General features: G+C 60.7%; 11 protein-coding genes. 9 read left to right on the top strand and 2 right to left on the bottom strand.

Translation table 11 applies throughout. The features are described from left to right. Nucleotides 1–128: 128 nt before the first annotated feature. The 5 genes from PDR5_RS05225 (at nt 129) to PDR5_RS05245 (ending at nt 5372) form a co-directional block, all read left to right on the top strand. The gene (locus tag PDR5_RS05225; RefSeq protein WP_011332618.1) at nt 129–1433 is read left to right on the top strand and encodes a homoserine dehydrogenase; all 1305 of its coding nucleotides are present in this window, start codon (nt 129–131) and stop codon (nt 1431–1433) included. Nucleotides 1434–1499: 66 nt separating this feature from the next. Next, a complete protein-coding gene (thrC, locus tag PDR5_RS05230) occupies nt 1500–2909 on the top strand; it encodes a threonine synthase (protein ID WP_064382412.1) in 1410 nt (469 codons plus the stop codon). Between the two features lie 119 nt (nt 2910–3028). Further along, nucleotides 3029–4399 (top strand): transporter substrate-binding domain-containing protein, encoded by a 1371-nt coding sequence (locus tag PDR5_RS05235; RefSeq protein WP_064593633.1) that lies wholly within the window; start codon nt 3029–3031, stop codon nt 4397–4399. Nucleotides 4400–4517: 118 nt separating this feature from the next. Continuing rightward, nucleotides 4518–4925: a response regulator gene (locus PDR5_RS05240; RefSeq protein WP_064593635.1), complete on the top strand. Its 408-nt coding sequence runs from the start codon at nt 4518–4520 to the stop codon at nt 4923–4925. A gap of 165 nt (nt 4926–5090) precedes the next feature. Beyond that, nucleotides 5091–5372, top strand: coding sequence for a DUF3509 domain-containing protein (locus PDR5_RS05245; RefSeq protein ID WP_064382409.1), 282 nt, complete (start codon nt 5091–5093; stop codon nt 5370–5372). Between the two features lie 174 nt (nt 5373–5546). Here PDR5_RS05245 and PDR5_RS05250 read toward each other — a convergent pair whose 3' ends face one another. Further along, nucleotides 5547–6440 carry a TIGR02285 family protein gene (locus tag PDR5_RS05250; protein WP_064593638.1) on the bottom strand — a complete coding sequence of 298 codons (894 nt, stop codon included), beginning with the start codon at nt 6438–6440 and terminating at the stop codon, nt 5547–5549. A gap of 13 nt (nt 6441–6453) precedes the next feature. Then, nucleotides 6454–7653, bottom strand: a complete 1200-nt coding sequence (locus tag PDR5_RS05255) for a CaiB/BaiF CoA transferase family protein (RefSeq protein ID WP_064593641.1) — start codon at nt 7651–7653, stop codon at nt 6454–6456. Nucleotides 7654–7799: 146 nt separating this feature from the next. Between PDR5_RS05255 and PDR5_RS05260 the strand changes: the two genes are divergently transcribed. The 4 genes from PDR5_RS05260 (at nt 7800) to PDR5_RS05275 (ending at nt 12059) form a co-directional block, all read left to right on the top strand. Next, a complete protein-coding gene (locus PDR5_RS05260) occupies nt 7800–8342 on the top strand; it encodes a YaeQ family protein (RefSeq protein ID WP_064593644.1) in 543 nt (180 codons plus the stop codon). 54 nt (nt 8343–8396) lie between these two features. Next, nucleotides 8397–10106: a single-stranded-DNA-specific exonuclease RecJ gene (gene recJ, locus PDR5_RS05265; RefSeq protein WP_064593647.1), complete on the top strand. Its 1710-nt coding sequence runs from the start codon at nt 8397–8399 to the stop codon at nt 10104–10106. 224 nt (nt 10107–10330) lie between these two features. Further along, nucleotides 10331–11437, top strand: coding sequence for an NADH:flavin oxidoreductase/NADH oxidase (locus PDR5_RS05270; RefSeq protein WP_064593650.1), 1107 nt, complete (start codon nt 10331–10333; stop codon nt 11435–11437). Nucleotides 11438–11525: 88 nt separating this feature from the next. Continuing rightward, entirely contained in the window at nt 11526–12059 is a 534-nt protein-coding gene (locus PDR5_RS05275; protein ID WP_064593652.1) for a GNAT family N-acetyltransferase, read from the top strand. Nucleotides 12060–12108: the final 49 nt, after the last annotated feature.

Below are 12108 nucleotides of genomic sequence, written 5' to 3' on the forward strand. Positions count from 1 at the left end.
CATCGTCACGCTCAGGCGTTGACGAGCGTGGTCCGGCGGCAGGATTGCCGGGCCATCAACAGAGAGCCGCGAACCTGCGGTTGTTTTCACGGCCGGCCTCGTGTCGGCCGTTTTATGGGGAGTTCACAGTGAAACCGGTCAAAGTAGGCATCTGTGGGTTAGGGACCGTCGGTGGCGGAACCTTCAACGTACTTCAGCGCAACGCCGAGGAAATTGCTCGTCGTGCCGGGCGTGGAATCGAAGTGGCACAAATTGCCATGCGCACGCCAAAGCCTCAGTTCCAGACGACCGGTATTGCGATTACCAACGATGTCTTCGAAGTGGCCACGAACCCTGAGATCGACATCGTCATAGAGCTGATGGGCGGCTACACCGTTGCCCGCGAGCTGGTACTCAAGGCCATCGAGAATGGCAAGCATGTGGTCACCGCGAACAAGGCTCTGATTGCCGTTCACGGTAATGAAATTTTCGCCAAGGCACGCGAGAAAGGCGTGATCGTGGCATTTGAAGCGGCGGTAGCCGGCGGCATTCCGGTGATCAAGGCGATCCGTGAAGGCCTGTCCGCCAACCGTATCAACTGGGTCGCCGGGATCATCAACGGCACCGGCAACTTCATCCTCACCGAAATGCGCGAGAAGGGGCGCACCTTCGAAGACGTGCTGGCCGAGGCGCAAGCGCTGGGTTACGCCGAAGCTGATCCGACTTTCGACGTCGAAGGCATCGACGCGGCGCACAAGCTGACGATCCTGGCGTCGATCGCATTCGGTGTTCCGCTGCAGTTCGACAAGGCTTACACCGAAGGCATCACCAAGCTGACCACCGCCGACGTGAATTACGCCGAAGCGCTGGGCTACCGCATCAAGCATCTGGGCGTGGCACGCAGCACCGCCGCCGGTATCGAGCTGCGCGTACACCCGACGCTGATACCGGCCGATCGCCTGATAGCCAACGTCAACGGTGTGATGAACGCGGTGATGGTCAACGGTGACGCTGCCGGTTCGACCCTGTTCTACGGCGCCGGCGCCGGCATGGAGCCGACCGCTTCGTCGGTGATCGCGGATCTGGTGGACGTGGTTCGCGCCATGACGTCCGACCCGGAAAACCGCGTGCCGCACCTGGCCTTCCAGCCCGACTCGCTGTCGGCCCATCCGATCCTGCCGATCGAAGCCTGCGAAAGCGCCTACTACCTGCGCATTCAGGCCAAGGACCATCCGGGCGTACTCGCTCAGGTGGCGAGCATCCTCTCGGAGCGCGGCATCAACATCGAGTCGATCATGCAGAAGGAAGTCGAGGAACACGACGGCCTGGTGCCGATGATCCTGCTGACCCACCGCGTGCTGGAACAGCACATCAACGACGCTATCGCCGCGCTCGAAGCGCTCGCGGGCGTGGTCGGTCCGGTTGTGCGGATCCGCGTCGAGCACTTGAACTAAGCCGATCTCCTTCACCGGTCCCGCCAGCGGGGCCGGTGTCGTGAACACTGTCCATTGGAGTCAGTCATGCGTTACATCAGTACCCGCGGCCAGGCACCGGCCCTGAATTTCGAAGACGTCCTGCTGGCCGGTCTCGCCACCGACGGCGGTCTGTACGTCCCGGAAAACCTGCCACGTTTCACCCAGGAAGAAATCGCTTCCTGGGCCGGCCTGCCGTATCACGAGCTGGCCTTCCGCGTCATGCGCCCGTTCGTCACCGGCAGCATTCCGGACGCCGATTTCAAAAAGATTCTTGAAGAAACCTACGGTGTGTTCGCCCACAACGCCGTTGCGCCGCTGCGTCAGCTGAACGGCAACGAATGGGTGCTGGAGCTGTTCCACGGCCCGACCCTGGCGTTCAAGGACTTCGCCCTGCAACTGCTCGGTCGCTTGCTCGACTACGTGCTGGAAAAGCGCGGCGAGCGCGTGGTGATCGTCGGCGCCACCTCCGGTGACACCGGTTCGGCCGCCATCGAAGGCTGCAAGCACTGCGAAAACGTCGACATCTTCATTCTGCACCCGCACAACCGCGTGTCCGAAGTGCAGCGTCGGCAGATGACCACCATCCTCGGTGAGAACATCCACAACATCGCCATCGAAGGCAACTTCGATGACTGCCAGGAAATGGTCAAGGCCAGCTTCGCCGACCAGAGCTTCCTCAAGGGCACCCGCTTGGTTGCAGTGAACTCGATCAACTGGGCGCGGATCATGGCTCAGATCGTTTACTACTTCCACGCGGCCCTGCAATTGGGCGGCCCGGCGCGTTCGGTGTCGTTCTCGGTGCCGACCGGCAACTTTGGCGACATCTTCGCCGGCTATCTGGCGCGCAACATGGGACTGCCGATCAACCAGCTGATCGTCGCCACCAACCGCAACGACATCCTGCACCGCTTCATGAGTGGCAACCAGTACGTCAAGGAAACCCTGCACGCCACGCTGTCGCCGTCGATGGACATCATGGTCTCGTCGAACTTCGAACGCCTGCTATTCGACCTGCACGGTCGCAACGGCGCGGCAATTGCCGGGCTGATGGATTCGTTCAAGCAGGGCGGCGGTTTCAGCGTCGAACAGGAACGCTGGACCGAAGCACGCAAACTGTTCGACTCGCTGGCCGTGGACGATGCGCAAACCTGCGAAACCATCGCCGAAGTCTACGAGCAGACCGGTGAAGTGCTGGATCCGCACACCGCCATTGGCGTGAAAGCCGCGCGCGAATGCCGTCGCAGCCTGGACATCCCGATGGTGATTCTGGGCACGGCGCATCCGGTCAAGTTCCCGGACGCGGTGGAGAAAGCCGGTGTAGGAAAAGCTCTCGAACTACCTGCACATCTTTCTGATTTGTTTGAGAGAGAAGAGCGCTGCACAGTGCTGCCGAATGAGCTGAAAGCCGTGCAAGCCTTTGTCAGTCAGCATGGCAACCGAGGCAAGCCCCTCTAAGCCCGCAAAGCTGTCACATTTTGAAGCCCGTCTCCTGACGGGCTTTCTTGTTTATGCATGCCACACTGCCCGGGTTTCACCCACGAAGGACGGGTGAGTCGATGACGAAGGATGTGGCAATGCGGTTTTTTTCAGGATTGAAACCGGCGCTGTGCTGGTTGTGTGTGTGGGCGATGTTCGGGGTGTCGCAGTGGACCGAAGCGGCCCATCTGGCGAGGCATTCCGATGGGGTGACAACCGTTCAGCCTATCGAGCTGGATGAGCATGAGCGACAGTGGATTCGAGATAACCCCAGAGTGACGGTCGCCTCGGTGCAGTACCCGTTGTATCTGTTTCAGGATGAACATGGTCATTGGAGCGGCTTGAACAACGATGTGCTCACGCATATCAGCGCCATGACCGGATTGCAGTTCGTCCATCAGGAGTCGTTTTCCACCGATCACATGCTGGAACGGCTTCAGAGTGGCGTGGCCGATATCAGCACGACCCTGGCGATGAACGACGAGCGCAAGGCATTCCTGGACTTCAGTCACGCGTTCGGCGGTGCTGGCTGGGTATTCGTCGGTCATTCGGGCGAACCGGCGATACAGTCGTTCGAAGCGCTGGCAAAGCGGGTATTGGTCCTGCCGGCCCGGCATGCGCTGGAGGACAGCATTCGACGTGACTACCCGTCGATCCAGATCCGCTCGGTGAAAACGTATGCCGAGGCGCGAGCGCTGGTCGAGAGTGGCGAGGCCTACGCCACCATCGAGAACGAGATCGGGGCTCAGCTGTTTCCCTCGGGCCTGCTCAAGGTCGGCGGTCTGGTGGAGGGCAAATGGGAGGCGGATCATCTGGCGGTACGCAAAGGGCTGCCTGAGCTTGTAAGCATCCTCAACAAGGCATTGGGCGCTTTCTCGGCGGCCGAACTGCGTGCCATGCGCCTGAAATGGCTGGATGGCATTGCTCCCGCTCCGGTTCCCTCGATCGGCTCGCTCCTGATCAAGTGGGGGTGTTGGGCGATGGGGGCGCTTGGGGTGTTCGGGCTATTGCCCTTGCTGTGGAACCGCCGTTTGGCGGCCGAGGTAAAGCAGCGACGGGCGGCTGAAAAGGATCTAAGTGATCAACTGGCTTTCCAACATGCATTGATCGATGCGATGCCCGATCCCGTATTCGTTCGCGATTTGCAGGGGCGGTTGATCATGTGCAATCGCAGTTATGAAGATGCGCTGTCGGTTCGGCTGGAACAGGTACAGGGCCGGATGCTGTTCGAGATCGATGCACTTCCGCAGGCCACGGCACTGATGCTGCACGAAGAATTCATGGCGCAGCTGGGCACTCGTAAAACACGTTTCAGCAAACGGCAGCTGGTGTTCAAGAGCGGCCCCCGTCAGATCTACCAATGGACGGTGCCGTTTTACAGTGCGGATGGAAAACTGCGTGGCCTGCTGGGTGGCTGGACGGACATCACCGAGCGGAGGAAGGAGAGCGGGTGTCAATGTCTGCATTAAAGATGGGAAAAGTCCTATAAACCGCGATTCCTTTTCTGATGGGAGGCTTAGGACGACTGCCCTAGAGTGACAGGCCACTGCGGCGTGAATCCGCGATTGCCGCTCCAGAGGTCGTCCCATGCGCTCGCTCAAGATCCTGATTCTAGAACCCAATCCGTTCCAGCTGATGGCGTTGCACCAGATGCTCAACGCCATCGGTATCTATGATGTGCTGACCGCGCCGTCGCTGGGTTCGGCAAAGCGGTCACTGGAACGTCGCGGAGCGGTCGACATTACCCTGTGCAATCCACAATTACAGAACGGGGACGGGGTGGCGCTGATCCGGCATCTGGCCGACCGGCAGGACGCGCGGGCGATGATTCTGCTGGGGGCCGTGGCACCCAGCCTGCTGCAAGAGCTGGAAACCTTGCTCGGCGAACACGGGATCACCTTGCTGGGCCGCCTGCACACGCCAGTGTCGGCGGTGTTGATGAGGAGTCTGCTGGACACCTACATGACAAGCCACCGGAATTGCGTGGACGCTTGAACCCCCATGGTTATTTTCCTGTCATCTTCACCCTGCATGCTCCGATAGGCCGGTGACGCTCCGGGAGAGGCCGGCGACAAGCAGAACTTTCCTCTCGGGCCGGTGGTCATTTACTGTGAACACGCCCCAGGCACTGTGTTTTCGGACTATTGAGTGGAGATCGAGATGGAAAGTATCAGTCTATTGCTCGGTGAGGCTCTGAGCCCGTATCAAGTGACGTTGACCCCTCGGGGTCGCCATGGCGAATGCCTGGTGACCTTGAAGAACGGCAGCGGCGCGATCGTGGTGGAGCGCGAATTCAATCAGGCGCAATTGAGCGACAAGCGTCAACTGACAGATGTGGTCGACGGTCTGCACCGTGACATCCTGATTGCCGAAGGCCGGCTGGAACCCTGTGTGATCGCCGCGTTGCGAAACGCAGCCCTCGACAAGCACCCGGCCCTCTGAAACTGATTTTTCATTTGTGGGAACCTTCCTGCATCCAGGTCGGTCAGACCCGGTAACAGCAGGAGCAAGCATTGTGCTCCGGTGCTTGTCGCTTGCTGCTACGGGTCTTTGATACAGGCCACGTTTAACCCCGAGTCGTCTCCCCACTTCTCGGGGTTTCTTTTTGCCCGGATTTCACTGCGCGGCTTGTCGCTGGAAGAAAATCCGCGCCTGTTCCAGATAATCCTGACGCCTTTCGGGGTCGAGCCAATCGGCGTAGAGCTGGTTGAGATGATCGTGGGGCAGGGTGCGCAACAGCTGATTGATCTCGGTGATCGCCTGGCGACCCGCCGTGGTGTCGGTGCAGCCGACATGGCCCGACAGGTACTTGCCCGTGCCGCGAATCGGGAAGAACAGCAGTTCGTCCTCGGTGATCTCGGCCTGGCGCGCCTGATAACGGATTTCCGGCCAGTAACCCAGCACCACCTGCAAACGTCCCAGGCGCTGCATCGACAGCAGGCTGCTGAGCGCATCGTTGCCGTAATGGGGCGTCAGCGCGCCGCTTGGTGCCTGATGCAGCAATGTATCGATGTACTCGCCATAACTGCGCTCGGCTACCACGCCGACTTTTCGCTCGCCGTTGGCCAGAAATGCCGACAGGTCGACTTCATCGTCGACCAGAAACGGCTCCAGCACTTCGCGATCTCTCTGACGCACCACCAGGCCATTGCTGACAGCGCGAAACGCGGGGATGGAGAAGGCGATCCATTGCGCCCGCTCCCTGTTCCAGATCAGCGAAGGATCGCAGGCGAAGGGATGTTCATGCAGCATTTGAGTGCCACGGGCGCGATTGACCCGCAGCAAGGTGTGTTCGTATTGCGGCATGCCGGCAATGAGCATTGGCATCAATTGATCGATAACGCCCTGGCCCTTTTTCGGACCCTCGAAGATCGTCAGTGGCGGCAGGTCGCGCAACAGCCAGATCAGCGTCGGTTTGGCCTGCGCCCACGCTGGCAGTACCATCAGGAACAGCAGGCCGAACAACCGCCAGGTCCACCAATGGTGGGCGCGGTTCGAGGCCGAGGGCATCAGGGGCTTCAGCTCAGATGGCTCCGTCTTCGCGCAGCCGGGCGATCTGCTTCTCGTCGTAGCCAAGATCGTGGAGTACCTGCGCATTGTGCTCACCGAGCTGCGGTCCGACCCATTCGGACGTGCCGGGTGTCTCAGAGAGTTTCGGCACGATGCCCGGCATCTTGAAAGGTTTGCCGTCCGGCAGTTTGGCGTGGAGGAACATTTCCCGGGCCAGGTACTGCGGATCGTTGAACATGTCTTCGGCGCTGAAGATCCGGCTGGCCGGGACTTCGGCCTGGTTCAGCAGATCCAGCACGGTTTGCAGCGGCAGCGACTTAACCCAGCGGTCGATCACCCCGTACAGCTCGTCACGACGGCTGTCGCGCCCGTCGTTGCTGGCCAGCGCCGGGTCATTGGCCAGATCTTCACGGCCGATGATCAGCATGAAACGCTTGAAAATCGCATCGCCGTTGGCGCCGATCTGCACGTGTTTGCCGTCGGCACTGGTGTGAATCGACGACGGGGTGATACCCGGCATGATGTTGCCGGTGCGCTCACGAATGAAGCCGAACACATCGAACTCCGGCACCATGCTTTCCATCATGGCGAAGATCGCTTCGTACAGCGCCACATCGACCACCTGGCCGAGGCCGCCGTTGACCTCGCGATGACGCAAGGCCATCAAGGCGCCGATCACGCCCCACAGGGCGGCAATCGAGTCGCCGATGGAAATTCCGGTGCGCACCGGCGGGCGGTCTTCGAAACCGGTGATGTAGCGCAGGCCGCCCATGGATTCGCCGACCGCACCGAAACCTGGCTGATCTTTCATTGGCCCGGTCTGGCCGAAACCGGACAGGCGCACCATCACCAGTTTCGGGTTCAGCGCGTGCAGGGTTTCCCAGCCCAGGCCGAGTTTTTCCAGCACGCCGGGGCGGAAGTTCTCGATCAGGATGTCGGCTTCACCCAGCAGTTTTTTCAGGATCGCCAGGCCATCGGGGTGTTTGAGGTTCAGCGTCAGGGACTTTTTGTTGCGCGCCTGGACGAACCACCACAACGAAGTCCCTTCATACAGCTTGCGCCATTTGCGCAACGGATCCCCGCCGTCCGGCGACTCGATCTTGATCACTTCGGCGCCGAACTCGCCGCAGATGCGCGAGGCAAACGGCCCGGCAATCAAAGTACCCAATTCAATGACTTTCAGACCGCTGAGCGGTTTGTTGGCGAACGGCATGCGAGATCCTGTAGGACAAGGCTGAGCAGATACAGCGTTTTAACATAGCCGGCTGTCAGTCGCGCAAGGTTGATCGCCATCAATTCGTGGATTGCCTACAGCATCGGTTAGACTTGCCGACTTTCCTCGTATCAAGAAGCCCGTTCATGGCCCAGCCGTCCACTACCTACAAATTCGAACTGAACCTCACCGACCTTGACCGCAGCGTCTACGAGAACGTGAAGCAGACCATCGCCCGCCATCCTTCGGAAACCGAAGAACGCATGACCGTGCGGCTGTTGGCCTACGCGCTCTGGTACAACGAGCAACTGTCGTTCGGGCGTGGTCTGTCGGACGTGGATGAACCTGCGCTGTGGGAAAAGAGCCTGGACGACCGCGTCCTGCACTGGATCGAAGTCGGCCAGCCGGATGCCGATCGCCTGACCTGGTGCTCGCGCCGCACCGAACGCACCAGCCTGCTGGCCTACGGCAGCCTGCGCGTCTGGGAAGGCAAGGTGATTCCGGCGATCAAAAACCTGAAGAACGTCAACATTGCCGCTGTTCCGCAGGAAGTGCTGGAAACCCTGGCCAAGGACATGCCCCGCGTCATCAAGTGGGACGTGATGATCAGCGAAGGCACGATCTTCGTCACCGACGACCGTGGCCAGCACGAAGTCCAGCTCAGCTGGCTGCAAGGCGAGCGCGGTTAAGTCCGCGCTACTCCCGAAAAATCCCACGTATCCAAGAGAAGCTCCTGTCACCCCATGCGTATCGATCCTCGCCCGTTGCCCGCCACTCTGCCGTTTCTCGGTGAACTGCCACCGCTACTGACCCGCCTGTACGCGGCGCGGGGCGTGCAGTCCGAGGCGGAGTTGGACAAGAGCCTGGCGCGGCTGATTCCGTTCCAGCAGCTCAAAGGGATCGATGCGGCGGTCGATCTGCTGGTGGCGGCGCTGGAGCAGCGTCAGCGGATCCTGATCGTTGGCGACTTCGACGCCGACGGCGCGACGGCCAGCACCGTGGGCGTGCTCGGTCTGCGCCTGCTGGGCGCGGCACACGTCGATTACCTGGTGCCAAACCGCTTCGAATACGGCTACGGCCTGACCCCGGAAATCGTCGAAGTTGCGATGACCCGCGAGCCACAACTGTTGATCACCGTCGACAACGGTATTTCCAGCGTTGAAGGTGTCGCGGCCGCGAAGCGCCATGGCCTGAAGGTTTTGATTACTGACCACCACTTGCCTGGCGACGAACTGCCGCAAGCCGATGCGCTGGTCAATCCGAATCAGCCCGGCTGCGAGTTCCCGAGCAAGGCGCTGGCCGGGGTCGGGGTGATTTTCTACGTGTTGATGGCCTTGCGCGCGCGCCTGCGCAGCCTCGGCTGGTACGAGAGCAAGCCACAACCGAACATCGGTGAACTGCTGGATCTGGTGGCGCTGGGCAGCGTTGCCGACGTGGTGCCGCTGGATGCCAACAACCGGATTCTGGTGCACCAGGGTCTGGAGCGAATTCGCGCCGGACGTGCGCGGCCGGGGATCAAGGCGATCCTGGAAGTGGCCAAGCGAGAGGCTTCGCGCATTACCTCTACCGATCTCGGTTTCATCGTCGGCCCGCGCCTGAACGCGGCGGGGCGTCTGGATGACATGAGCCTGGGCATCGAATGCCTGCTGACCCACGACCCTGCGCTGGCCCGGGAAATGGCCGCACAACTGGACGGCATGAATCAGGATCGCAAATCCATCGAGCAAGGCATGCAGCGTGAAGCGCTGGCCCAGCTCAAGGACTTGCCGGTCGAGTCGATGCCGTTCGGATTGTGCCTGTTTGATCCGGAATGGCATCAGGGTGTCATTGGTATTCTGGCGTCGCGGATGAAGGAGCGTTACTTCCGCCCGACCATCGCCTTCGCCGATGCCGGTGACGGTCTGCTCAAGGGCTCTGGGCGTTCGGTTCAGGGCTTTCATATTCGTGATGCGCTGAGCGTGGTCGCGGCGCAGCATCCGGATCTGATCGCCAAGTACGGCGGTCACGCGATGGCGGCAGGCCTGACTTTGCCGCAGGAGAATTTTCCGTTGTTCGCCGAGGCATTTGACGCCGAGGTGCGTAGACAGCTTCGCGAAGAAGACCTGACCGGGCGCCTGCTGTCGGACGGCACGCTGGCGGTCGAGGAGTTTCATCTGGAACTGGCTCGGGCCCTGCGTCACGCCGGGCCGTGGGGCCAGCATTTCCCTGAGCCGCTGTTTCATGGCGTGTTCCAGTTGGTCGAGCAGCGAGTGGTCGGCGAGCGGCACCTGAAAGTGGTGCTGAAAACCGAATGCGGCTCGGTGAAGCTGGATGGCATCGCCTTCGGCATCGATCGTGATATCTGGCCGAACCCGACAATCAAATGGGTCGAACTGGCGTACAAGCTCGATCTCAACGAGTTCCGCGGCAATGAAACCGTGCAACTGATGATTGCCCACATCGAACCGCGTTGACGCCTTCGCGAGCAAGCTCGCGCAGGCGGACTTACATACACAGAATTACTCTGAACCCTCCCTCATCCCCGGATGTCGACTAGGCTCTAAGCACTGCTTGATTGGCCTTGTGACGTCTTGTCGATTTTTTTGCCCGCGGGGGCGGGTGCTGCACCTTTTTCCTGTCACTCGTCGACTTTTCAAACAGAACCCTGGAGCCTGCCCACTGATTTGAGAGGTGCCCCATGAGTCTGCTGCTTGAACCCTTTACCCTTCGCCAACTGACCCTGCCCAACCGCATCGCTGTGTCGCCCATGTGCCAGTACTCCAGCGTCGATGGCCTGGCCAACGACTGGCATCTGGTGCACCTCGGCAGCCGTGCGGTGGGGGGCGCTGGCCTGGTATTCACCGAAGCCACGGCAATCACGGCCGACGGGCGGATCACCGCCGAAGACTTGGGCCTGTGGAACGACGAACAGATCGCACCGTTGCAACGCATCACCCGTTTCATCACCGCCCAAGGCGCAGTGGCCGGCATTCAACTGGCCCATGCTGGGCGCAAGGCCAGCACCCACCGGCCGTGGATCGGCAAGCACGGCAGCGTCAAACCGGAGGACGGTGGCTGGACGCCGGTCGGGCCTTCGCCGATTGCCTTCGACCCCCAACACACCCAACCGAAACAGCTGGATGAGAGTCAGATCGCCCAAGTCATTCAGGACTTCGTGGCCGCGGCCAAACGTGCGCTGACCGCCGGTTTCAGTGTGGTCGAGGTGCATGCGGCGCACGGTTATCTGCTGCACCAGTTTCTGTCGCCGCTGAGTAATCAGCGCCGCGACCAGTACGGTGGTTCGTTCGAAAATCGTATTCGTCTGGTGCTGCAAGTGACCGAAGCGGTGCGCGCCGTGTGGCCGGAAGAACTGCCGGTGTTTGTGCGCCTGTCGGCTACCGACTGGGTCGAGGACGGCTGGAACCCGGATGAAACCGTGGAGCTGGCGCGCCGCCTGAAAGCCTTGGGGGCTGATTTGATCGATGTCTCGTCGGGCGGCACGGCAGCCAACGCCGAAATCCCTGTGGGGCCGGGATATCAGACGCGCTTCGCCGAGCGGGTGCGCAAGGAGTCAGGCATCGCCACCGGGACCGTGGGAATGATTACCGAGCCGGCCCAGGCCGAGCACATCCTGCGAACCTGTCAGGCCGACATCATCTTCCTTGCCCGTGAGCTGCTGCGTGATCCGTACTGGCCGCTGCACGCCGACGATGACCTGGGCGGCCGCAAAGCGGTGTGGCCGGCGCAGTATCAACGTGCGACCCATCGTGATCAGCCGATTCATGAGTCTGATCTGCGGGATTGATCCGACCTGTCGCAGCGCCTATAAAACCCGCCATTGAAAAGGCGGGTTTTTTCTTGCCTATCGTTTGAAATGCAAAGGAATGGATCGCATGTTGATCGAACGAGAGTTGACGGAATCCGACTTGCCGCTGCTGGCGCTGATCGACCGCAGTGAACTGGTCGAGGAATGTTATCGCGTGGAAAACGGTGAGCTGGTTCTGTATCCGGCGCGTTTCGACATGCGCGGGTGGCCCGAAGGGGAGGCGGAGGAGAATGCGCGGGTATTGGAAAAATGCTGGCGCAGCGGCGGTTGGCTACACGGGATTTTCGATGGCGAGACACTGGTGGCAGCGGTGGTTGTGGATAACCGGGTTATTCACAATCAGGGTCTGAACATGCGGCAGTTGAAGTTTCTGCACATCAGCCGTGCCTGGCGTGGGCAGGGGCTTGGCGGGCGATTGTTTGCCCTGGCCTGCGCCCATGGTCGGAGGATCGGCGCCGAGGCGCTGTATGTCTCGGCGACCGAGTCGCGCAATACCGTGGAGTTCTATCAGCGTCAGGGTTGCCGGTTGGTTGATCACCCGGATCCTGAGTTGTTTGATCAAGAGCCCAAAGACATTCATCTGTATTGCCCACTGACCTGACGCAGTGCCTTCCATCCGATGTTGAATATTCTGACGCTTTCGCGAGCAA

This window comes from Pseudomonas sp. DR 5-09, assembly GCF_001655595.1.
In the GTDB taxonomy this organism is placed as follows: domain Bacteria; phylum Pseudomonadota; class Gammaproteobacteria; order Pseudomonadales; family Pseudomonadaceae; genus Aquipseudomonas; species Aquipseudomonas pharyngis.

Coding starts and splice junctions, on each gene's coding strand:
- thrC (WP_064382412.1), top strand. CDS start 1,500: ATGCGTTACATCAGTACCCGCGGCCAGGCACCGGCCCTGAATTTCGAA.
- PDR5_RS05235 (WP_064593633.1), top strand. CDS start 3,029: ATGCGGTTTTTTTCAGGATTGAAACCGGCGCTGTGCTGGTTGTGTGTG.
- PDR5_RS05240 (WP_064593635.1), top strand. CDS start 4,518: ATGCGCTCGCTCAAGATCCTGATTCTAGAACCCAATCCGTTCCAGCTG.
- PDR5_RS05245 (WP_064382409.1), top strand. CDS start 5,091: ATGGAAAGTATCAGTCTATTGCTCGGTGAGGCTCTGAGCCCGTATCAA.
- PDR5_RS05250 (WP_064593638.1), bottom strand. CDS start 6,440: ATGCCCTCGGCCTCGAACCGCGCCCACCATTGGTGGACCTGGCGGTTG.
- PDR5_RS05255 (WP_064593641.1), bottom strand. CDS start 7,653: ATGCCGTTCGCCAACAAACCGCTCAGCGGTCTGAAAGTCATTGAATTG.
- PDR5_RS05260 (WP_064593644.1), top strand. CDS start 7,800: ATGGCCCAGCCGTCCACTACCTACAAATTCGAACTGAACCTCACCGAC.
- recJ (WP_064593647.1), top strand. CDS start 8,397: ATGCGTATCGATCCTCGCCCGTTGCCCGCCACTCTGCCGTTTCTCGGT.
- PDR5_RS05270 (WP_064593650.1), top strand. CDS start 10,331: ATGAGTCTGCTGCTTGAACCCTTTACCCTTCGCCAACTGACCCTGCCC.
- PDR5_RS05275 (WP_064593652.1), top strand. CDS start 11,526: ATGTTGATCGAACGAGAGTTGACGGAATCCGACTTGCCGCTGCTGGCG.